This is a genomic window from Acinetobacter sp. USHLN143 (assembly GCF_037145695.1).
GTDB classification, from domain to species: domain Bacteria; phylum Pseudomonadota; class Gammaproteobacteria; order Pseudomonadales; family Moraxellaceae; genus Acinetobacter; species Acinetobacter fasciculus.
Genome location: NZ_JBBCWZ010000004.1, coordinates 50,074 through 73,529 on the forward strand (window position 1 = coordinate 50,074; position 23,456 = coordinate 73,529).

Sequence of the window (23,456 nt, forward strand, 5' to 3'; positions counted from 1 at the left end):
TTTCTCTATTTAAATTGGGTTGACTAGGTATCTGGAAAGGTGGCAATTCAAGTGAAAAAAGGGCTTAAAAACTGGAACTCGCGCGTATTTTTTGTATATCCTTAAATGTTGTCATATAATGTGGCACATTTTTATAAACCTGTTATAACCTAATATATAGAGGAAGCCATGCAAGTAACTTCTGAAGCGGTTTCGGGCGTTGCCCGTCGTTTAAATGTTTCTGTACCGACGAGCCGTATTAATGAGCAATTTGAAGCTCGTTTAAAGCGCACTGCTAAAACTGCGAAGATCAACGGCTTCCGTCCAGGTAAAGTGCCTGTAAACGTAGTTCGTCGTGAATACGGCGCGGGTATCTACCAAGAAGTAGTAAACGATATTATTCGTGACACAGTTTTCGAAGCGATCCAGCAAGAAAAAATCAATGCTGTGGGCATGCCAAACATCGAAAAAACTGAAATGAAAGACGACGCGCTGGTATATACAGCGACTGTTGAAGTTTATCCAGAAATCGAAGTGAAATTCGACGGTTTGGAAGTTGAGCGTAAAGCAGCTGAAGTAAATGACAAAGACGTTGAGAAGATGATTGAAAATCTTCAAAAACAACGTGCTGCTTGGGCTGAAACAAAAGGCATGGCTAAAAAAGACATGCAAGTAACTTTTGATTTTGAAGGTTCAATCGACGGCGAAAAATTTGAAGGCGGTTCTGCAGAAGACTTCAAACTAGTACTTGGTTCTGGTCGTATGATCCCTGGCTTCGAAGACGGTATCGTTGGTATGAAGAAAGGCGAAGAGAAAGTGATTGATGTAACTTTCCCTGAAGACTACCAAGCTGAAAACCTTGCTGGTAAACAAGCTCAATTCAAAATCACTGTGAAGCTTGTTGAAAAGCAAAAACTTCCAGAAATCGATGCTGAATTCCTGAAAATCTTCGGTGTATCTGAAGAAGAAGGCGTTGAGAAGTTAAAAGCTGACGTTCGTAAAAACATGGAACGTGAAGTGAAGAATGGCCTTCGCAACCAGGTTAAAGGCGCGACTTTCGATGCACTTGTAGCTGCAAACGAAGTTGAACTTCCAGCTGCTATGCTTGCTCAAGAAATTGACCGTCAACGTCAACAAATGATCCAGCAGTTCACACAGCAGTTTGGTGCTCAAGGTGCGAAAGCATTTGATTCAAGCATGCTTCCAGACGAATTGTTCAAAGAACAAGCTGAAAAATCTGTAAAACTTGGCGTACTTGTAAGCCGTGTTTTAGCTGATGCGAAAATTGAAGTAGATGCTGCACGCGTTGAAGCGTACATCGAAGACATGGCTTCTTCTTATGAAGATCCAAACGAAGTAATTGAATACTTCAAAAACGATGCGCAACAACGTGCCCAAATCGAAGCAGTTGTACTAGAAGACCAAGTTGTTGATTACATTTTGGCTTCTGCTAAAGTAACTGATGCGACTGTAAGCTATGAAGACTTATTGAAAGAGCAGCAAGCTCGTCAACAAGGCTAATTTAGCTTTCGATAAAAAAGGCGCTTAATGCGCCTTTTTTTCATATTGATGCCTGAAAAAAGCATTTCTGTTTTTCACAAAACTAATGCAAAAAATATAATGGATTTGTTGGCGAATTTTTTGCAATTTCAGTGATTATCCCTCATATTGTGATTATGGGTTAGGTCACAAAAAATTTAGGAATAAATAAACGTATGTATGTTCCAACGATTGAAAACGCTTTAGTGCCAATGGTGGTAGAACAATCCTCTCGTGGTGAGCGTTCTTTTGATATTTATTCACGCCTTTTGCGTGAACGTGTAATTTTTATGACGGGCGAAGTTGAAGACAACATGGCGAACCTGATCGTTGCGCAAATGTTGTTTTTAGAGGCGGAAAATCCAGATAAAGATATTCATCTATATATCAATTCACCAGGCGGTTCGGTAACTGCGGGTATGGCGATTTATGACACCATGCAGTTTATCAAACCTGATGTCGTAACGTACTGCATGGGTCAGGCAGCATCAATGGGTGCGTTCCTGCTGAATGCCGGTACCAAAGGCAAGCGTTATTGCCTTGAAAATGCTCGTGTCATGATTCACCAGCCATTGGGTGGTTTCCGTGGTCAGGCTTCAGATATTGAAATTCATGCACGTGAAATCCTGTTTATTAAAGAACGTTTAAACCGTTTAATGGCTGAACACAGCGGTCAGGATTACGAGAAAGTTGCACGTGATACAGACCGTGACAACTTTATGACTGCTCAGCAAGCGAAAGAATACGGTCTTGTGGACGAAGTTTTAACTAAACGTCCATAAGTTTTAAAGATTGAGATAGTGGAGTAAATATGTCCGAACATCCTCAAGGACAAAAGCATTGTTCATTTTGCGGTAAAACGCAGTCTGAAGTCGGGAAGCTGATTGCAGGCGAGGACGCATACATTTGTAACGAATGTGTGGACGTATGCTTAGATTTGGTTCAAACCAGTCAGCAGGTGGAAACCAATGACTGGGCCAATCGTCCTTTGCCGAAACCGCATGAAATTCGTGCGGCCTTGGATCAATATGTGATTGGTCAGGACGTCGCGAAAAAAACCTTGTCAGTTGCGGTTTATAACCATTACAAGCGCTTGAAAGTGCAAAATAATGGCAAGAAAGCTGATGATTCAGTCGAGCTTTCAAAAAGTAATATTATGTTGGTTGGTCCGACAGGATCGGGCAAAACCTTGCTTGCACAAACGCTGGCACGTCTTCTTGATGTTCCATTTGCCATGGCAGATGCAACGACACTGACCGAAGCCGGTTATGTGGGTGAAGATGTAGAAAACATCGTACAGAAGCTACTGCAAAAAGCCGATTACGATGTCGAAAAAGCGCAAAAGGGCATTATCTATATCGACGAGATCGACAAGATTACCCGCAAGTCTGAAAACCCATCCATCACGCGTGATGTATCGGGTGAAGGTGTTCAGCAAGCATTATTGAAAATGATTGAAGGTACGGTTGCATCAATTCCGCCACAAGGTGGACGTAAGCATCCGCAGCAAGAATTCATTCAGATTGATACCTCGAACATCCTGTTTATCTGTGGTGGTGCATTCTCAGGACTTGAGAAAATTGTACAGCAACGTCAGGAAAAAGGTGGCATCGGCTTTACTGCAGAAGTGCGTAAAAAAGATGAAACCAAGAAGCTGTCTGACTTGTTCCGTCAAGTTGAAGCAACTGACCTGGTAAAATTTGGTTTGATTCCAGAATTTATTGGTCGTTTGCCAGTAATTGCCACTTTGGACGAGTTGGATGAAGAAGCATTGATGCAGATTCTGACTGAGCCGAAGAATGCGTTAACCCGTCAGTATCAACATCTGTTTGATATGGAAGATGTGGATCTGGTTTTTGAAGAATCGGCATTACGTGCAGTGGCTAAGAAAGCAGTTGAGCGTAATACAGGTGCACGTGGTCTACGTTCGATCCTAGAAAATTCATTGCTGGAAACCATGTATGACTTGCCAAGCCGTAGCGATGTCGGCACTGTCGTCATCAATGAAGCCGTGATTAAAGGTGAAGCAGAGCCGGAATACCGTGCCGAGCGTCAGCCACATGATTACCAAGAGACTGCGACAAAAATAGATTTAAAGGTCGTGAATAGCAAATCCGCTTAATTGCTATTCGTCCGAAACGTGCGAAAACTCCGTGTTTTCGCACGTTTTTTATTTCCAAAAATAAAGCTCGGTGTTAATCTGATTCACTAGGCGTGGATGCCTAAAACTTATAAAAAACAAATCGCAAAGCACCTGCATACAAAAGAATAAAGACGGAGTGAGGGATAAGCATGCGTGGAGTCGCAATTGTACTCATCAGCAGTTTGGCATTGCTGGGGTGTCATGGTAAGAAAGCCGTCGTTGAGCCTACACAGCCACTCAGCACTTTAAAAAATATCGATCTTGAAAAAAAACCGGGCTTTGTCGAGCAGCATCGTATCGGCATGTTCACCATTGGCGGTTGGGTCAATCAAAAGCAGGGCAACCAGTTTCAGACGGTGAAACCGCAGCATGATGAAGCCGCCATCGTGTATTTATACCGGCCCGATTCTAAATGGAATCGTCAGGAAATTGTCGCTGCCAGCCTGTTTATCAATCAAGAACATATTCCAAGCTTATTGCACAACCATTATTACTGGATTGAAGTGCCTGCAGGGACCTATCGTTTGAGTACCAGTCGACCGCTAGGCGCGCTGCATTTCCAGAAACCTAAATATCTGGATTTTACTGTCGAAGCGGGACAGTCTTATTTTATTAAATATGATGAAGAGAATATCAGTACACGCCGGAGTGTTTCAGGGCCACTCATGCTGATGCCGGAAAAAGTTGGTCTGAATGAAATTGCTTTTACTCAGCTAAAATCAGACAGTTTTAACTTCGTGGCACAAGATCAGGAAACTGGCCAGATTCGTAAAAAAGCCCAAAAAATTGAACCGACTGCTTATGATCCATCATTGGATATACAGCTAAAAGCACCTTTTAAACTTTGGGATCCACGGACTTGGTAATTGACATTTTATTGAGAAAATATAATAAAAAAGCACCCTGAATGGGTGCTTTTTATACAGATTTAATTAGCCCGCAGCAGCGTCAACTACTGGAATCTTACCAATTTTTGCTTGCCAGATTTTAGGTGCAGTCGCGTGAATAGAAGTACCATTCACATCAACCGCTACAGATACCGGCATATCTTTTACCACAAACTTGTAGATCGCTTCCATGCCTAGGTCAGCAAAGGCAACCACTTCAGCTTCACGGATGGCTTTAGATACTAAGTAAGCAGCACCACCGACAGCCATAAGGTAAGTCGCCTGGTTATCTTTAATTGCTTCAACGGCAGCAGGACCACGGTCTGCTTTACCGATCATGCCGAACATGCCAGTTGCTTCAAGAACTTGACGCGTAAATTTATCCATACGCGTAGCCGTTGTTGGGCCAGCAGGGCCTACAACTTCGTCGCCGACTGGATCAACAGGGCCAACGTAGTAGATAAACTTGCCTTTCAGATCAACAGGAAGTTCTTCACCGTTGTTCAGCATGTCGACCATACGTTTGTGTGCAGCATCACGACCTGTATAGATTGTACCGTTAAGAAGAAGTGTATCGCCTGGTTTCCAGCTATTCATTTCTTCTTGGGTAATCGTGTCAAGGTCAACACGTTTAGAAGATGAAGAATCCCAAGTCACAGCAGGGTAGTCTTCAAGTTTAGGTGCTTGAATATGTGCAACACCTGTACCATCTAACTGGAAGTGTGCATGACGAGTCGCAGCACAGTTCGGGATCATACCAACTGGTTTACCTGCAGCATGACATGGATAATCTTTGATTTTAATATCAAGTACAGTGGTTAAACCGCCAAGACCTTGTGCACCAATACCCAAAGCATTTACTTTTTCGAAGATTTCGATACGAAGCTCTTCCATTTTGCTTTGTGGACCACGACGAAGCAATTCGTCCATGTTGATCTCTTCCATCAATGCTTCTTTGGCAAGCATCATGGCTTTTTCAGCAGTACCACCAATCCCGATTCCCAGCATACCTGGTGGACACCAGCCTGCACCCATGGTTGGAACAGTTTTCAGTACCCAATCCACGATTGAATCAGATGGGTTTAACATTGCTAGTTTAGATTTGTTTTCTGAACCGCCACCTTTGGCTGCCACAGTGATATCTACTTTATTACCAGGCACAAGCTTGTGGTAAATCACGGCAGGAGTGTTGTCTTTGGTATTTTTACGACCAAATGCAGGATCGGCCAGAACTGATGCGCGAAGCACGTTCGAGTTTTCTAAATAACCCTGACGTACGCCTTCATTGATTGCATCATCCAGGCTCATGGTTAAATCGAATTTAACGTCCATGCCCACTTCAACAAATACGTTGACGATACCGGTATCTTGACAGATTGGGCGGTGGCCTTCTGCACACATGCGTGAGTTAATTAAGATTTGTGCGATCGCATCTTTAGCAGCTTTGTTCTCTTCACGATCATACGCACGGCTCATCGCTTGGATAAAGTCTTGTGGGTGATAGTAAGAAATGAACTGAAGCGCATCTTTAACCGATGTGATCAAGTCATATTGCTTGATAATAGTTGTCATACAAATATCTCTTGAGCGGGCTGATAGCTAGCGGGCTAAATTATAAGACAAAAGAATCGGGTTGTGGGCATTTTGGGCGAGCATTGGCCGAAAGTTTATAGTTTAAGCAATCTGAGCAAGGACTTTAGCTATTCAATGGGTCAAATATGACAGCAAGTTGTCATATTCAGTGTCATATTTCAGATTAAAAATACGCATAATTTTTCTGATATTATATTAAGTATTTGAATTTTATTATTTATTTTAAATTTAATAAAAACCAGATTGTCATATAACTGTCATAAAACTTTTACATAATGCAGCTATCAAATAAAGGAGATCCTAACAATGGTTACAGGTATTTTGATGGCAGCTGGTTTTTGTGTATATATCGCTGCAACTTGGATGTATGGTCAGAAAGAAGAGCAAGCCTAAGCTTATCTTCTTTCTCCTATTTTAAGGTTTTATTGATTTACACTATCTTCAAATCTTCAAATCTTCAAATCTTCAAATCTTCAAATCTAGTTATAAAAATATTTGAAAACTCAAATTTAAAAAGTATCTCTCCTATAGCTTACTCAAGCCATATTGACCATTTACATTTTTAACCCAGAAAAACTCAAAGCCTGAAAACCCTTACACATGCGGCATTTTTTATTGCTTAGACTGTTTCTCTCAACTTCTAGAAACAGGCAAGTAGAATGAACAATTTTAATGCAAGTGATATTAAAGAACATGCTTCAGTCATTGCTTCATGTGGTACTCAAGTCGGGAAAGTAGACCATTTAGAAGGTCAGGATTCAATTAAATTAACAAGAAGTGATGATGAAAATAATGAGCATCATCTGATTCCCTTGAGTTGGGTAAGTGAAATCAAAGACAATAGCGTGGTGCTCAATAAAACGGCGGAAGACGTGCATAAAGAGTGGACCACCTTATAAAAAACTAAAGTCAGTGGACTGAAAAACAGGGCTGCCTCAGCTTAATTTTTTATGTCACAGACTTTATGGATAATCGTTGAAAATGCCAGTTCGAAAGACTGGCATTTTTATTGTTTATTAAAACGAGATAATGATCGCGTGCTGAATTTATTGAAGCTATGAGTGTTTTTTTATAAAAAAACCACCTGATTTTTCAATCAGATGGTTTGGAAAACTTAAATTCAAGAAGTATTAAGCTTCTTGCTGCTCGGCCTGAATCGCGGTTAAGGCAATGGTAAACACGATGTCATCGACCAAGGCACCACGCGACAGGTCATTGACCGGCTTATTCAAGCCTTGCAGCATTGGTCCAACACTGACTACATTGGCAGCACGTTGTACCGCTTTATAGGTCGTGTTACCGGTATTCAGATCCGGGAAAATAAATACATTGGCACGTCCAGCCACTTGTGAATCAGGTGCCTTTTGACGCCCCACGCTTTCCACCGATGCTGCATCATATTGTAATGGCCCATCAATCAACAGGTCAGGACGACGTTCTTTGGCAATGCGTGTAGCTTCCGCGACTTTTTCCACATCAGCGCCAGTACCCGAAGTTCCTGTCGAATAGGAAATCATGGCAATGCGTGGATCTATACCAAAGGCTTTGGCAGAATCGGCGGACTGGATTGCAATTTCGGCCAGCTGTTCTGCATCAGGGTCCGGATTGATCGCACAGTCACCATACACATAGACTTCATCTGGCAACAGCATAAAGAATACGGAAGATACCAGTGAGTAATCCGGAGCAGTCTTGATCAGCTGGAAAGCAGGGCGTACCGTATTTGCGGTGGTATGCACTGCACCCGACACCAAACCGTCAACCTGATCCAGCGCCAGCATCATGGTGCCAAGTACTACTGTATCTTGCAGTTGTTCACGGGCTTGCAGTTCGTTGAGCTTGCCTTTACGCAGCTCCACCATCTTGTCGATGTAGTTTTCACGCACCAGATCCGGATCAAGAATTTCCAGATCTTCAGGCAATTCAATACCGCGAGCTTTGGCTACTTCTAGCACAGCTTCAGGCTTGGCCAGCAAAATACACTGTGCAATACCACGCGCCTGACAAATGGCCGCAGCCTGTACGGTACGCGGTTCATCACCCTCTGGCAGTACAATACGTTTTTTCGCAGCAATCGATTTCTGTACCAGTTCATGACGGAAAGCGGAAGGTGACAGACGTGGCTTATAAGAACCATTCAACATTTGATTCAGCCATTCCGGATTGATATGGCTTGAAACAAAACGTGTCACCTGATCTGCACGTTCGGTATCATCCACTGGAATTTCATTGCTGAGATTTGCCAGTTTTTGTGCGGTTTCAAACGTACTGAGTGGTGTATGTAAAATCGGTAAACCTTGCTTGATGGCAGCCTGGCAGAATTCCAGTACATGATCATTTGGCTGTTGATGTTCAGTCAGCACCAGACCGGCCAAAGGAATCCCATTACTGCTGGCCAGACTACTTGCCAGTAATACATCAATCCGGTCAGAGGCACTAATAATTAATTCGCCAGCTACAAACTTATGTAGTTCATGTTCAATATTGGCTGAAATCAGACTATTGTGTTGCACACGGCGCTGTTTGGCTTCGCCTTCATTAATCCAGTAAGCAGAAATATGGGCAGCCAGATCAGACATGCGTGGCACACTTAAGGTTTTACTGAAAGGCACCAAGCCAATCACTGGCAATTTTTCAGAACCAATATGCGGATGCGTCTGCTGAATAGCTGTAATAAATTCGGCGGTTTCAGCTTTAAGGCGTAAATCCGGATTCAGCGTGACAGGAATCTGCGCAGATTCTTCAGGCAGGCCTTTGGTGCGCATTAACATGATACCTGCCAGACGGGTAGAGCTAGCGCCACCAAAATTACGCAGCTGATGTTCAACTTTGTCTGCGGTTTGGCTTGGCTGCTGAATATTGGCATTGCTGACCACAATAACTTTGGCATCAAGAGCTTGTGCCAGTGAAGCATTCAAATCATCGGCAAAACTGTCCTGAGTATTTGGCAGCAGACCTTCGACAATAATCAGGTCATGCTGTTTGGCGATTTGACGATGCAGACGTACCGCTTCTTCAAGCAATTCATCCTGTTCACCCAGATTGATCTGCTGCAAGACTTTGCTATAACGGATGGGTTCAACAGTTTCACTTTGAGAAATATGACGATACAAAGCCGTGGTGCGGTCTTCGATTTCATTCAATTCCTGAGCAAAAGGTTTCAGGAAACCAGCTTTTACCCCTTGGCATTCCAGTGCATAAATCAGGCCCAAACATGCAGAAGTTAAGCCTACGCCTTCCCCCGTGGGAACCAATAAAATTGTTTTCATAAATTATGTCAGTCGCAGAATAATAAAAATCAGTGAAAAAGAAGCTAAAGCCTGCTTATGCAGGCATTACCTCAGCTTGAGACTTTTTTGCAGTATTGCGCTCCACTTCAAGTTCAACCACACTTTGAACTTCCCGGGCAATACGGCCTTCTTCATCTGTTGGCACTACCCAGATTTGTGGGCCTGTACCTGAATCAATTCGGCCTTCGGTACCGCGTTTCAGCTCATTATTGGCATTTTTATCCAGACTGAAACCGAAATGAGGCAGGTAAGTCATGGTTTTTTCGCGGATATACGCTGAGTTTTCGCCAATGCCGCCAGTGAAGAACAGACCATCAAGACGTGGCAGACCACAGCTCAACGCTGCCAGAGACTTAGCTAAACGGTAGCAGAATACTTCAATCGCCAGTGTGGCATCTTCATTGCCTTGTTCTGAAGCTTCAATCAGGGTACGCATGTCATTGGACAGATCAGACAAGCCCAAAAGACCACTTTGGCTATTCAGCATCTTGTCAATTTTATAAATATCCCAACCCAGGTTTTTCGCCAGGAAGCTGTGCAGACTTGGGTCAACATCGCCACTGCGTGTGCCCATAACAATACCTTCAAGTGGAGTTAAACCCATTGAGGTATCTACACTTTTCCCATTCCAAACGGCACAGGTCGAGCTACCATTACCTAAATGCGCGGTTAACCAGCCACCTTGTTTGAAACTGCCTGCCAGTTCAGAACCACGCTCTGACACATAGGCATGACTAGTCCCGTGGAAACCATAGCGACGCACACCATGGGCGGTATATAAAAATTTCGGCAGGGCATAACGATAAGCATGCGCTGGCATGGTTTGGTGGAAGGCAGTATCAAATACCGCAACCTGTGGTAATTCCGGGAATAAACGTTTGGTAGCTTCAATACCAATCAGGTGTGCCGGATTGTGTAATGGTGCAAGCGGCGTTGCTTCACGAATTTTTTCAATAATCTCGTCATTGATTAGTTCAGCTTTGGTTAGGCTGCCCCCATGTACGACACGGTGACCGATCGCATCCGGACGGTAGTTGGCCAGACGTTCCAGACCGACTTCGAGTGCTTTTTTGTGGTCAGCAAATGGAATGTGGATATCGACCGGCTCATTGCCAACCGTCACGCCTTTAATGCGAGCATTCTCTGTGCCTAAGTTCTCAGCTAAACCATGAATACGGAAATTCTGCTCCTCAAGAAGTAATGCAAACTTGATTGAAGAAGAGCCACAATTAATAACTAATACTGATTTAGACACGATTGATTACCCAATTTTTAATTAAAATTCTCGTCCATTTGCTTGACCCAATTGCGGGCAATGAAGCAGCAATCCAGATCAATGAATATGTTTTAACATTTGTTTTTTTTCTGTCCTAGATAGACTTTAGCAGATTAGACTTAAGCATTATCGACCGATTTAACAATAATAACTAAAATTTATCAGTTCGTAGTTTTCATTTATAAATAAAATGATGCTGAAGAGATGATCAATAAGAATACTCAATTCTGCTTAAATTTAATTTTAGAACAAATTGGTTTTTAGTTTAGCGCCTGAAAAGGCAAATATTGTTTCTAAATACAATTCTATAAAGAGATTCATCAATAAAATGACCTGAAGGTTCTGATCCATGTATTTCAGTGTGAATTTATCTGTCCATAAAAAAACAGCCTCACACATGAGGCTGTTTTAAATGAGCGATCTGAATACTTATTGGCGAATCTGACCATCACCAAAGACAATCCATTTCTGCGAAGTCAGGCCTTCAAGACCGACTGGGCCACGAGCATGGATTTTATCGGTCGAAATCCCGATTTCTGCGCCTAAGCCATATTCAAAACCATCTGCAAAACGAGTAGAGGCATTGATCATGACCGAACTTGAATCTACACCCGCCAGAAATTCGCGTGCCAGACTGTAGTTTTCCGTAATAATAGAATCAGTATGATGCGAGCCATATTTGTTAATGTGCTCAATGGCTTCTTCTATACCAGAAACAACTTTGATCGCCAGAATCGGGCCCAGATACTCGGTATACCAGTCTTCTTCGGTTGCTGTAATGACTGCATCTCCAAGAATACGCTGGGTTTCCCGGCAACCACGCAGTTCGACTTTTTTCTCTTGGTATAGCTCTGCGATGCGTGGCAAGAATTCTTCAGCGACTTTTTCATCGACCAGCAGGGTTTCCATGGCATTACATACGCCATAGCGATGGGTTTTGGCATTGAGCGCAATCGGCAAGGCTTTCAACAAGTCCGCTTGAGCTTCCACATACACATGACAGTTGCCATCTAAATGTTTAATGACCGGTACGCGTGCTTCCTCGGTAATTCGTTCGATCAGGCTCTTGCCGCCACGAGGCACAATCACATCCACATATTCGGTCATGGTAATCAACTGGCCCACTGCAGCGCGGTCAGTCGTATTCACGACCTGTACGGCAGCCTCAGGCAAGCCTGCGACTTTCAGGCCATGCTGAATCGCGACAGCAATGGCCTGATTCGATTCCAGAGCTTCTGAGCCGCCCCGTAAAATAATGGCATTGCCTGATTTGAGCGCGAGTGATGCCGCCTCCAACGTGACGTTAGGACGTGACTCGTAGATCATGCCGACCACACCCAAAGGCACACGCATCTTGCCCAGTTGAATCCCGGATGGGCGATAAGCCATATCACTAATTTCACCAATCGGATCTTTCAGGCCAATGACATCTTTCAGGCCCTGTAACATACCTTTAAAGCGCGCGGGGTTGAGTTCTAAGCGATCAAGCAGGGCAGGGTCCAGATTGTTATTATGCGCCTTAGTCATATCTTTCTGGTTAGCAACCAAAATAGCAGCTTGGCTATTTTCCAAAGCCGTATAAATAGCGGATAACGCATTATTTTTAGTTTGGGTGGACGCGCGAGCCAAAATGCGAGACGCTTGGCGTGCCTGCTGTCCTACCGTTTGCATGTATTGTTCAATAGACTCTTGCATAGCGGTTTGATCACTTAGAAATTTCATTTCGATATTAACAGCCTGCTGCTGCACAATGAAGCCCATCTATTAAAAATCATCCGTTTTCGCAGACTTCTAAACATTTTGAAATTGTTTTCTGTTTAAAAGTAGATAAGTGGTCACTGAAGCGGTTGCTTGTGAAAAGCAGCTCTGTATAGAATGAAACACGCGGCATTGATGTCATTTATAATTATTAAAGAGCAGGATGCGTGTTCAGGCACACCGGAATGCGCCTGAAATATAAGATCTGTTAAGCATGACTTGCACAATAAAAATAAGGCAAGGACGGAGGAAAAGGAATATGAATTCCATCATTCATATGGATGCCCATGTATTGGAACAACCTAGCCATAAGGGCTTTTTTGATCTTTATGATAAGCACAGTTTTAAGCAGCCGCCACGTACGACTTGGATGGAGGGCTGGAAAATCGAATATATGGCGATCGCCCGTCCGGATACCTTACATTTAAGACCCATGGTGATTATTGGGGGAGCTTTCCAGAATTTTAATTCCTACAAATACTGTGTAGAACAGCTTTTTGATGCAGGTCCCATCATTCTGATTGACCTACCGTCCATGGGGGCCAACCAGCAGATTAGTAATGTCGATACGGGGCTGTCTGCCGGAACACTGGAGCTTGAAGACCTTGCTGCGATGCTGGGGCGCTGGCTGGAACAGATGCAGCTGCCGCAAGTGGCAATTCTAGGCATGTCCTTGGGTTCAGTGGTGGCTTCCTGTTTGGCAGATCAGCGTCCTGAACTGGTCGATCGGATGATCCTGATGGGTGTGATGCAGAAAACCCGTAAAAGCTGGCGGATGCTGCTGGAAGAGTCTTTGCATCTAATGAAAGAACAGCGTATGGATGAATTTGGTCAGGCCGTCATTTTGTACCTGGTGAATCATGCACGTTTAACAGAAACCCGGATGTCACCGACTGCAAAGCGTTTGTTCTTTAAACAGATGGCGGAATTTACGGCCACCGAACAGGATCGTTATGATATCAATTGCAACCGTTTATTGCGTCTGACCAATGTGCCGATTCCACAGTGCAAAGTGCTGGTGGCATGTGGGCAATATGACAGTTTTACCTTGCCACATGAGAATGCCAATTTTGCCCTGCAATGTCCGAATATGCAGTATGTACAAATTGCAGGCGCCGATCATGTACCGCAGTTACAACGTCGTAAAGAAACCATGCATCTGTTTGCAACCTTCTTACGTGATGAACCGGTCGATCAGTTGCCGGGAATTATTCCGTTTAGCCCTGAGCAGATACAGCAGCTTGAACGTCGCGGTGAAGAGCGGATTCAGGTGCAAGATTCACAGCGTTTCCTCAGTCATCGTCATTCTGATCTCATTTTAAAAGCAGAGATCGTGGACATGAATTTCTTTGGGGTATTGCTGGAGTTAGATGTAGAACAGGCAGTATGCGCAACAGCTTATCCACGTGATCTGGCCTTGCATCTGGAAGATGAAGTTGGGGAATTTCAGATTGAGTGCCTGATCTTTGAACAGGATGATACTCAGCTGCGTGCTTTATTCAAACATGGCAGTTTTGAAGTCGCAGAACGCTTATTACGCTTTGTACAAATGCAAAAAGTACTGTCACAAACTGAAGTATTTGATGCAGCAATTTAAAAAACAGCAGCATTAAAAAACAGCGTACTTAAACGCTGTTTTTTTTCACGGCATGAATCATCCAGACCAGATCACCTAAATGTTCATCCTGTTCATGAGTCGGGTTTGGCTGATGAGGCTCGGCAAAATAACGTTGTGGTTGTTGTACCTCAACCTGGTCAAATCCTGCATCTTGAAAAAAGTGCTGTAGTTCTTGAGGGGATTTAAAATGAAAGGTAAACGCACTGCGAGACATGAATTTAAGCAGACGGCTACTGCTCCAGATAAAGTTCGCTAGTTTATTTTTCACCGGTTCGGGGTAAATATCGCTGAGATAGTGAACTGCCGGGAAATACTGCGCATTTTCTGTAATACCCTGCATCAGAATGCGTAACATCTGCTGATCAAAATAATTAATCAGTCCTTCACTAATGACCACTAAGGGCTGGTTGCGGTCAAACATCTGAAAAATACAGTCCAGTTCTTCACTAAAAATATCGGCAGTCAGGACTTCAGGTGCATGCTGATCAATTTGCTGTAAAGCCTGCGTCTTGATCTTGGCCATATCAGGCAAATCCAGTTCACGATAATTAATCTCTGGAAATTTCTGTCTGAAATTCCAGCTGCGGGGAGATAGTCCGCAGGCAATTTCAAGAACCTGAAGTTGTGGATGTTGCTCAATTAGTTGACACAAATGCTCATCAATCATTTGATGACGCTGCTTAAGTGTCGTACGCATGCTACCGCCGACATGGCGTTCTGCCCAGGATTCAAGTGGGTGAAGCAGTTTGGCCAGAATTTTACCTTTAGTGGTCGCAAAGGCTGGATGCGAGATCCCCATTTGATACCAGATATAGCCGGTATAGTGCGCAGTAAATGAAATATGGCGATGTTGTGAAAGTGTTTCTGTCATATCGTTCTTACCTTATTGTTATTTTTAAATTGATTAAATAATTGTGTAACCTTTTCATTACTATAATTAAAAAGGAACACTTTGTCGTGTTCCTTTTTTTTGTGTTGACTGGATTAAAAAGCTTTAGCTCATCTGCTGTTTGAACGCCACTATTTCATCACGGATATTGCGCCATGCTTCTCCCAGATCAAGCTCTGACCCAATCTGGATGTTCGGGATGTTGCCGCGCATACGTTCCAGACGTTGCTGGTTCGGAAGGGGCAGATCAACAATCCCTTCCAGTGCAATACATTGTGCTGCACGATCATTGCAGACTAGCCCCATATCACAACCCGCTTTGAGTGCGGCCTGAATTCGGGCATCGGCACCGCCTGCGACACAGGCGGCCTGCATGCTTAAATCATCTGAGAACAGGACACCGTCAAAACCAAGCTCCTGACGTAAAACTTTCTGAATCCAGAATTCAGAGAATCCGGCTGGATTTAGATCAACTTGGCTATAGATGACATGAGCCGGCATCAGCGCATCCAGTTGTGATTGCAGTTGGATAAAGCTTCGCATGTCTTTTTGCTGGATTTCTGCATAGGAGCGCGTATCAATCGCTGCAGCAACATGTGAGTCCGCTTTGACCGAGCCATGCCCGGGGAAATGTTTACCAGTTGAAGCCATACCGGCACGTTTCATACCTTTTAGAAATGCGCTGGCTAGTGGAATAATGTCCTGGATATTTTGGGCAAAGCTACGATCACCGATCACATCACTGATATCATTCAAGTCCAGTACCGGGGCAAAGCTGAAATCAATGCCAACAGCCAGCACTTCAGCTGCCATCAGCCAGCCGCATTTTTCAGCCAGTTCCAAAGCACGCTGTGGATCATTACTATAAAGTTCGCCAAATCTTCCCATTGCAGGCAGCAGGGTAAAGCCTTGTCTTAAACGCTGGACACGACCGCCTTCCTGATCGACCGCAATTAAAATATCAGGACGCACCTGACGCATATGATCGGTCAAAGCACGGACTTGCGCCGGAGATTCGATATTGCGACCAAATAAAATCACTCCACCGACTTGCGGCGCACTTAATAGTTCAATATCTTCTTGAGTGAGGGTTGTGCCTGCGATGTCGAGCATCAATGCGCCAATCATATGCGGAATCCGTTTTAGAGTTTTTCGGAGAAAACAATACCTGAATTCTGCAATGATTTGCTACACTTTGTCAGCACAGAATATGATAAAACTACACGACATAAACATATTAAGTTGTTTAAGATGCTGAATACGTTAAATTCTGGTCGAAAAGCAACACGGTCACATTGGTCTCTAGGCCAAGGAAGTACGAATTATTTATGAAATTTCAAACTATAGCTTGCGCAGTTGCGATTGCGACAGGTGGATTCTTTTTTACCCATGTAGTGAATGATGCGATTGCGGCCAATAGTAATGAAGTGGTCAGTAAAGCAATTCAGCCATCTCAAGAGCAGGCGCTGGTGTCACGTCAGCTGGCAACCCTGGTTGACCGTCAGCATTATTTAAATATGCGTCTGGATGCCCAGACCTCACAGCGTATTTTTGATTTCTATATTGATAGTCTTGATCCGGAACATAGTCTGTTTTTGGCTCCAGAAGTTGAAAACTATAAGAAACGCTATGGTGCCAATTTTGGTGCCAATCTGAAAGCCGGCAATTTGTCTGGTCCTTATGAAATGCATGCGCAATATCAACAGCGATTGCACCAGTTCTACACCTACATGTTGAATGAGCTGAAAAAACCGCAGAATCTGAATCAGCCAAATGTTTATATCGAAACGGATCGTGAAAAAGCGCCGTTCTTTAAAACTGAGGCTGAACAGCGCGCGCATTGGTCGAAAATGCTGGTGTCTCAGCTGATCAATTTGACCATCAGTAAAGAAGAGGAATTGGCCAAGCAGAAAGCCCTGAAAGCCAATCCGGAACTGGCGAATGGACAAGACCTGACGGGTCCTGAAGATCTGACGCCTGCGCAAACCTTGACCAAGCGTTATACCCGTCAGCTGGAACGTCTCAGCCGCATCAAGAGCGATGATGTGCTCGACAAGACACTGAATGCAATGATGCTGACTTATGATCCACATAGCAATTACTTCCCGCCTGTGGATGCGATGGAGCTGAATCGTCAGACGACTTTACAGCTGGAAGGCATCGGCGTATCGATTCGCCCGGAACGCGGCAATGAAGATTACACCAAAATTGAAACCATCGTTGAAGGTGGTCCGGCCAGCAAATCCGGTCAGGTCAAATCAGGGGATCGTATCATTGGTGTGGCCCAAGACGGCGAACAGATGGTCGATGTCATTGGCTGGCCAAGTAATGAAATTGTCGGTCTGATTCGTGGTAAACGTGGCACGAAAGTCACTTTACGCTTACTCGGTGCGGGTGCTGCCATGGGGCAGGCCCGTAATGTGACTATTACCCGTGACGTGATTCAGGAAGAAGATGCCGGTGTGCGTACACGTGTAGTCGACATTCAGCGCGATGGCAAGAAATATCAATATGGTGTGATCGAAATTCCGTCATTCTACCTGAACTATCGCGCACGCCGTGCCGGTACGGATTATCGTTCGGTATCCGAAGATACCAACAAAGCCTTGAAAGAGTTGGCAGCGAAGAATGTTGCCGGGATTATTGTTGATTTACGCAATAACCCGGGTGGTTCACTGGAAGAAGTGGCACGTATGCTAGGGCAAGTAATCAAGTCTGGCCCAGTGGTGCAGATCCGTGATGGCAATGGTAATGTCAGCGTCTTTGAAGATGATGATGGTGGTGCACAAACTTATGCGGGTCCATTGGCAGTGATGGTGAATCTGGCCTCTGCATCGGCCAGTGAAATTTACTCTGCTGCGATTCAGGATTATGAACGCGGGATTGTGATTGGTAGTACCACCACCGGTAAAGGTACAGCACAGGTGCAACTGGATAGTTTAGCGCATGGTCAGGCGACGCTGACGCAGCGTAAATTCTATCGTGTGACCGGTGGTAGTACCCAGAATAAAGGGGTTGTTCCGGACATTAAACTGGTCGATATTTATAACGAAGAGTTTGGTGAGCGTAAGGCTAAAAATGCCTTGCAGTGGGATACTATTCCAACGGCACCATTTAAACGTGAAGGGGCTGTACAGAAATACGTTCCTGAATTAGCTAAACTTTCTCAGCAACGGGTCACACTGGATTCTCAGTTCAAGTATTTAGAACAGCGTAAAGCCGTGATGAAGAAAGCCGAAGAAGAGAAACGTCAGGTACTGGACTTGCAACAGCGTAAAGCTGAGTTGATTGCCATGGAGCAAAAAACGCTGGATGCAGAAAACACGCGCCGTGCTGCAACAGGTCTGAAACCTTATCCAAACTGGGAAAGTTATCAGGCTTCACTGGATGCCTTGATTGAAACACGTGCCAAGATGAAGGCCAAAGAACGTCCGGCTCTGCCTGAAGAAGAAGCGTTTGTGATTGAAGCGGCAAATGTGTTACTGGACTATGCCAAATTACAGAAAAAATCCTAAGATTTAACTTTATTTATCATTCATTAAAATAGCCTGTTTCGACAGGCTATTTTTTTATTTTGCAAATCTGCACAAAAGACCAAATAAAATTTTGCTATGAAGTGCCATCTGTCTAAATAAAAAGAAAAAAATTGTGATGGTGATCGAATAAATGAGCTAAAAAAATGAAGCTAAATATTTGCTTAAATTTGAAACACTTCTAATATATAAGTCATATTTTATTTTTCTGTTGAGTCTTATTTTTGGGGCAATTCTCAACCTTGAATGAAAGAAATATAAATTCTAAATTTTAGTTAAGACTGATGCTGTTGCAGATCAATTGGCTTGCATGGATGGTCAGTCTTGAGATTTTACTGAGTTCAAATTTGACCGGGTGAAAATGGAAATATCAGTGCAGAGCATAATAAAAATGATCACCGCTGGGGAACATTTTATATGATTGACATTCAGCATGATATTGGTCTGGTCATCAGCTCCGTTCTTTCTGCATTGGTCGCTTGCTCTCTCATCGCACGGATTAAAAAAATTGCTTCAGGCGCTTCACAGCCAAACTTTAAAATCTTCAGTTTAATGCTAACCGCCATACTATTGGGCCTACTCATCTGGTTGATCCATTTTATCGGGCTGACAGCAGGTTTTGTGCTGAATAAATACGAGCTGGATTGGGGGGCGCTGCTTCTATCTGTTCTGGTGATATGTATTGCCGCTATGTTTACCCTCTGGTTAAGTACCAGAAGTACCTGGTCATTTTTCCGGGCAGTTCTCGTAGCAGGTGTGATCGCACTCGGCATCTTTGGCATGCACTCTATTAGCATGATGTCATTCAATTTTACTGCTGCCCATGTGCAACAGTCACCGGAATTAGTTCAGGCCCATGATCAGCTATTCCTGGCCGTGGTACTGATGAGTGGATTGCTGCTGGTGACGCTGATGTATATCATCATGTCTGAACTGCGTGTGGGATTACGCAACCGTCAGCTTGTATGGGCGAATCAACAAATTGAAAATCAGACCATTCAAGATAATCTGACCAAATTGCCTAACCGTTTGTATCTGGTTGAATATGCAAATCTGCTATTTTCAGATCAGTCCGAACAGCAGCATGAAATAGCTTTTTTATATATCGATCTGGATCGTTTTAAGGCGGTCAATGATGTGTTTGGCCATCTGGTCGGTGATCAGTTGCTGATTCAGTTGACCACACGGATTCATCTGTTATTAGGCCAGCATTCCAAGCTGCTCAGAATTGGCGGGGATGAATTTCTGCTGGTGCTGGAAAATACTTCAGTCGCCAAAGCTGCAAAAATGTCAGAACAGATTCTTGAACTGATTCAGGAAAGTTTCCTGATTGAAGGCAAGAGTATTCATATCTCGGGCAGTATTGGCATTGCCATGTATCCCGAACACGGCAAAAATTTACAGGATTTGCTGGTCAATGCCGATGCCGCCATGCTGAGTTCCAAGTATCAGGGGCGCAATACCTATTCAGTCTTTAATTACTCTACCGACCAGGATGAAAGTAAAAGCCAGAGCACACTGATTAATGACCTATATAAAGCCGTGGAAGAGCAGCAGTTTGTACTGCTTTATCAACCCAAGTTTCGGACTAAGGATCGTAGCTTGTGTGGGGTAGAAGCATTAATCCGCTGGAACCATCCCCACTTTGGGCTGCTCGGTCCGAATCTGTTTATCAATGCAGCTGAAAAAACCGGACTGATTATTCAAATGGGCTATTGGGCATTGGAACTGGCCTGTCAGCAGATTCAAAAATGGCAAGATACACGTACTGAATTTTTCCCTATCGCGGTCAATTTGTCTGCGGTGCAATTTGAACATAAGCATCTGTTTAGTACTTTAGAAAAGTTATTTGCACAATATAAAATCAGTCCTCAGCATTTAATGATCGAGATTACTGAATCGACTGCCATGCATCATATTGATGTGAGTATGCGCAGCTTTAAGCGTTTAAGACAAATGGGCATCCGTCTAGCCATTGATGATTTTGGTACGGGACATTCAAGTTTTCTCTATTTAAAGAATTTCGCCGTAGATGAATTAAAAATTGACCGTGAATTTATCAAAAATCTGGCAGTCGGTTCCAAAGAAGAAATGATTCTGGAAAGCATTATTCAGCTGGCCATGAAACTGGGCTTGGTGGTAACCGCCGAAGGTGTTGAAACTGAAGCGCAAGCGGAAATTTTAACCCGGCTCGGTTGTGAACAGTTACAAGGTTTTTTACTGGGCTTGTCGGTAGATGAACAACGACTAGAAAACTTACAATTCCATGAATAGCGCTCTAATTCATTGAGCGTCAGGATAGATAGACAACATGGCTCACGGAACTCCACCCTGAAACTCTGCTACAATATCGCCAATTTTTTTCATATTGATCGAATTTGATCTCGAATGCTGTGCATTGAGCAGTAGGTGTATTTCATGAGCTTTAAGCAAGAACTGGCGGCACAAGTCGCCCAGCGACGTACGTTCGCTATTATTTCCCACCCCGATGCCGGTAAAACCACCATGACAGAAAAATTGCTGTTATGGGGTCAGGCTATTCAGGTGGCCGGGATGGTAAAAAGCCGTAAATCTGACCGGGCCGCAACATCTGACTGGATGGAAATGGAAAAAGAGCGTGGTATCTCGATTACCACCTCGGTGATGCAATTTCCTTTTAAAGACAAGATGATCAATCTTCTGGACACCCCGGGACATGAAGACTTCTCGGAAGATACCTACCGTACCCTAACCGCGGTAGACTCAGCGCTGATGGTGATTGATGGTGCAAAAGGTGTCGAAGACCGAACCATTAAATTGATGGAAGTGTGTCGTATGCGCGATACCCCGATCATCTCATTCGTCAACAAAATGGACCGTGAAATCCGTGAACCGCTTGAGCTTCTGGATGAAATCGAAAACGTTCTGAAAATTAAATGTGTTCCGATCACCTGGCCGCTCGGTACTGGCCGTGATTTTGCCGGTGTATTCAATTTAATCGAAGAAAAATTCTACGTGTATAAAGCCGGTTTCGGTTCAGTCATTACCGAGATCGAAGTGCGAGATGGTTATGACTATCCTGATCTTCGTGAGAAAGTGGGTGAACTGGCTTGGGCGGCATTTGAAGAATCGCTGGAACTGGTACAAATGGCCAATGAGCCTTTAGATCGTGAAGAATTCCTGGCCGGTCGTCAAACGCCTGTGTTGTTCGGTACAGCCTTGGGTAACTTTGGTGTCGACCATGTTCTGGATGCCTTCAGTCAATATGCACCATCTCCTAAAGCCCATCCGACCCAAGATCGTGTTGTAGAAGCGGATGAAGAAGGCTTTACCGGTTTTGTCTTCAAGATTCAGGCCAATATGGATCCGAAACACCGTGACCGTATTGCCTTCATGCGGATCTGTTCAGGCAAGTATGAAAAAGGCTTGAAGATGAAGCATGTACGTTTGGATAAAGATGTGCGCATCAGCGATGCCTTAACTTTCTTGGCCGGTGATCGTCAGCATCTGGAAGAAGCTTGGCCGGGTGATATTATTGGTCTGCATAACCATGGCACCATCCAGATTGGTGATACATTTACCTCGGGTGAGAAACTTCAGTTTACCGGTATTCCGCACTTTGCGCCTGAAATGTTCCGCCGTGTCCGCTTGAAGGATCCATTAAAATCCAAGCAGCTGCAAAAAGGTCTGAAAGAGCTGTCTGAAGAAGGGGCAACCCAGGTATTCATGCCACAGAATAACAACGACCTGATCGTGGGTGCGGTGGGTGTGCTACAGTTTGAAGTGGTGGCTTACCGTCTGAAAGAAGAATACAAAGTTGATTGTGTTTACGAACCGGTCAGCATCAACACAGTACGTTGGGTGTCTTGCGATGACGAGAAGAAATTCAACGAATTCAAGAAAAAAGCTCATGACCAGTTGTCTGTCGATGGTGGTGGTCATTTGACATATCTTGCACCAAGCCGCGTGAATTTGCAGCTGATGCAAGAACGTTATCCGGACATCGTGTTCCACAATACGCGTGAACACTAAACTTTAACGTTCCGCAGCTAAAGTTTAAAAATATCAAACAGCTTCTCCGGAAGCTGTTTTATTTTATGCTACATTTAAGCAATTAATAACTCGATAGATATAGCAAAGAGAATGAAGCTCAGCAAGGAAGTCGTCCTCGGTTCTGTGATTGGTTTAAGTCTTGTCCTGAGTGGCTGTGATCAAAGCGAAAAAGAGCCTGTTAATACTCCGGAAAATGAGAAAATCACCGCAGCTCAGCAGACCGCAGATGTTTTGCCTTATCTGAATATTCAAGAGCAGCCGGCCAAGATTGCCTTGCCATTTTGTGAAAATAAAAACTGTATCAATCTGGATATTCAGACCTTGCATACGGTTGATCCATGGATGAACCAATGGATTGAAAAGCAGCAGGCCAAAGTGATCCAGGATCAAATCGGCTTGAAACAGGACATGAATTTACAGCAGGCGATCAATGCCTATGTAAAAAAATCGGATGCCTGGCAGGCGCAGCTCAATTTGAACAAGGCTTATGAACTGTCGCTATATACCCGTATTCCTTACCAGCGCAATCAATATGTATTGATGCAGATCGGGGTCGATACCAAACAGGAAAATGTCAGCGTGCATGAGCGCTATTATTTTTTTGTGGCTGATCGCCACCAGCAGAAAATGCTGACCCCACTGGATATTATCGATCCTAAGCAACAGTTATTAATGGATCAGATTATTCAGCAAGCCTATGAGACATGGCTCAAAGAAAATGATCAGCAAGTGCAGCAGAAAGCGCCGAAAAAACTGTATTGGGGACAAGCTGACTGGTTTTTTGATCAGGAAGGTATTGGTCTGCATTTTCGCAGCCATGAAATTAGCAAAGACGCCAAACAACTGGATATTTATTTAACAAAACAACAAACACAACAGGTCTTGAAAGCTGATATCTATCAGCATATGTTTTAAAGCT

General features: G+C 43.9%; 16 protein-coding genes. 10 read left to right on the top strand and 6 right to left on the bottom strand.

Translation table 11 applies throughout. The annotated features are described in order from the left end of the window. The first annotated feature begins 168 nt into the window (after positions 1-168). From tig to WFH18_RS02390, 4 genes are all read left to right on the top strand, one after another. The gene (gene tig / locus WFH18_RS02375) at positions 169-1,500 is read left to right on the top strand and encodes a trigger factor (protein WP_004647426.1); all 1,332 of its coding nucleotides are present in this window, start codon (positions 169-171) and stop codon (positions 1,498-1,500) included. A gap of 194 nt (positions 1,501-1,694) precedes the next feature. Next, positions 1,695-2,300, top strand: a complete 606-nt coding sequence (gene clpP, locus WFH18_RS02380) for an ATP-dependent Clp endopeptidase proteolytic subunit ClpP (RefSeq protein WP_004647427.1) — start codon at positions 1,695-1,697, stop codon at positions 2,298-2,300. Positions 2,301-2,329: 29 nt separating this feature from the next. Then, positions 2,330-3,640 (top strand): ATP-dependent protease ATP-binding subunit ClpX, encoded by a 1,311-nt coding sequence (gene clpX / locus WFH18_RS02385; protein WP_336754575.1) that lies wholly within the window; start codon positions 2,330-2,332, stop codon positions 3,638-3,640. A 170-nt stretch (positions 3,641-3,810) separates the two neighbouring features. Continuing rightward, positions 3,811-4,527 carry a DUF2846 domain-containing protein gene (locus tag WFH18_RS02390; protein ID WP_005103168.1) on the top strand — a complete coding sequence of 239 codons (717 nt, stop codon included), beginning with the start codon at positions 3,811-3,813 and terminating at the stop codon, positions 4,525-4,527. 66 nt (positions 4,528-4,593) lie between these two features. Here WFH18_RS02390 and WFH18_RS02395 read toward each other — a convergent pair whose 3' ends face one another. Then, entirely contained in the window at positions 4,594-6,120 is a 1,527-nt protein-coding gene (locus WFH18_RS02395; protein ID WP_336754576.1) for a fumarate hydratase, read from the bottom strand. Between the two features lie 680 nt (positions 6,121-6,800). Between WFH18_RS02395 and WFH18_RS02400 the strand changes: the two genes are divergently transcribed. Continuing rightward, complete coding sequence (locus tag WFH18_RS02400) at positions 6,801-7,040, top strand: DUF2171 domain-containing protein (protein ID WP_004278404.1); 240 nt, start codon at positions 6,801-6,803, stop codon at positions 7,038-7,040. 231 nt (positions 7,041-7,271) lie between these two features. On the opposite strand, the gene pta is transcribed toward WFH18_RS02400, so the two are convergent. The 3 genes from pta to WFH18_RS02415 all read right to left on the bottom strand — a co-directional run bounded on the left by pta (position 7,272) and on the right by WFH18_RS02415 (position 12,402). Then, the gene (gene pta, locus WFH18_RS02405; protein WP_005103170.1) at positions 7,272-9,410 is read right to left on the bottom strand and encodes a phosphate acetyltransferase; all 2,139 of its coding nucleotides are present in this window, start codon (positions 9,408-9,410) and stop codon (positions 7,272-7,274) included. Positions 9,411-9,465: 55 nt separating this feature from the next. Further along, positions 9,466-10,686 (bottom strand): acetate/propionate family kinase, encoded by a 1,221-nt coding sequence (locus tag WFH18_RS02410; protein ID WP_005103172.1) that lies wholly within the window; start codon positions 10,684-10,686, stop codon positions 9,466-9,468. A gap of 450 nt (positions 10,687-11,136) precedes the next feature. Further along, positions 11,137-12,402 carry a glutamate-5-semialdehyde dehydrogenase gene (locus WFH18_RS02415; RefSeq protein ID WP_004278400.1) on the bottom strand — a complete coding sequence of 422 codons (1,266 nt, stop codon included), beginning with the start codon at positions 12,400-12,402 and terminating at the stop codon, positions 11,137-11,139. Positions 12,403-12,724: 322 nt separating this feature from the next. Here WFH18_RS02415 and WFH18_RS02420 point away from each other — a divergent pair, with 322 nt between their 5' ends. Beyond that, complete coding sequence (locus tag WFH18_RS02420) at positions 12,725-14,062, top strand: alpha/beta fold hydrolase (RefSeq protein ID WP_005103184.1); 1,338 nt, start codon at positions 12,725-12,727, stop codon at positions 14,060-14,062. Positions 14,063-14,090: 28 nt separating this feature from the next. Here WFH18_RS02420 and WFH18_RS02425 read toward each other — a convergent pair whose 3' ends face one another. After that, positions 14,091-14,954 carry a class I SAM-dependent methyltransferase gene (locus tag WFH18_RS02425; protein ID WP_005103190.1) on the bottom strand — a complete coding sequence of 288 codons (864 nt, stop codon included), beginning with the start codon at positions 14,952-14,954 and terminating at the stop codon, positions 14,091-14,093. A gap of 123 nt (positions 14,955-15,077) precedes the next feature. Continuing rightward, a complete protein-coding gene (gene nagZ / locus WFH18_RS02430; protein WP_005103191.1) occupies positions 15,078-16,100 on the bottom strand; it encodes a beta-N-acetylhexosaminidase in 1,023 nt (340 codons plus the stop codon). Positions 16,101-16,300: 200 nt separating this feature from the next. On the opposite strand from nagZ, the gene WFH18_RS02435 reads away from it, so the two are divergent. The 4 genes from WFH18_RS02435 to WFH18_RS02450 all read left to right on the top strand — a co-directional run bounded on the left by WFH18_RS02435 (position 16,301) and on the right by WFH18_RS02450 (position 23,452). Then, a complete protein-coding gene (locus WFH18_RS02435; protein ID WP_005103193.1) occupies positions 16,301-18,487 on the top strand; it encodes a carboxy terminal-processing peptidase in 2,187 nt (728 codons plus the stop codon). Positions 18,488-18,922: 435 nt separating this feature from the next. Continuing rightward, positions 18,923-20,779, top strand: a complete 1,857-nt coding sequence (locus tag WFH18_RS02440; protein ID WP_121979863.1) for a putative bifunctional diguanylate cyclase/phosphodiesterase — start codon at positions 18,923-18,925, stop codon at positions 20,777-20,779. 144 nt (positions 20,780-20,923) lie between these two features. After that, positions 20,924-22,516, top strand: a complete 1,593-nt coding sequence (locus tag WFH18_RS02445) for a peptide chain release factor 3 (RefSeq protein WP_004647433.1) — start codon at positions 20,924-20,926, stop codon at positions 22,514-22,516. A 111-nt stretch (positions 22,517-22,627) separates the two neighbouring features. After that, complete coding sequence (locus WFH18_RS02450) at positions 22,628-23,452, top strand: hypothetical protein (protein ID WP_005103197.1); 825 nt, start codon at positions 22,628-22,630, stop codon at positions 23,450-23,452. Positions 23,453-23,456: the final 4 nt, after the last annotated feature.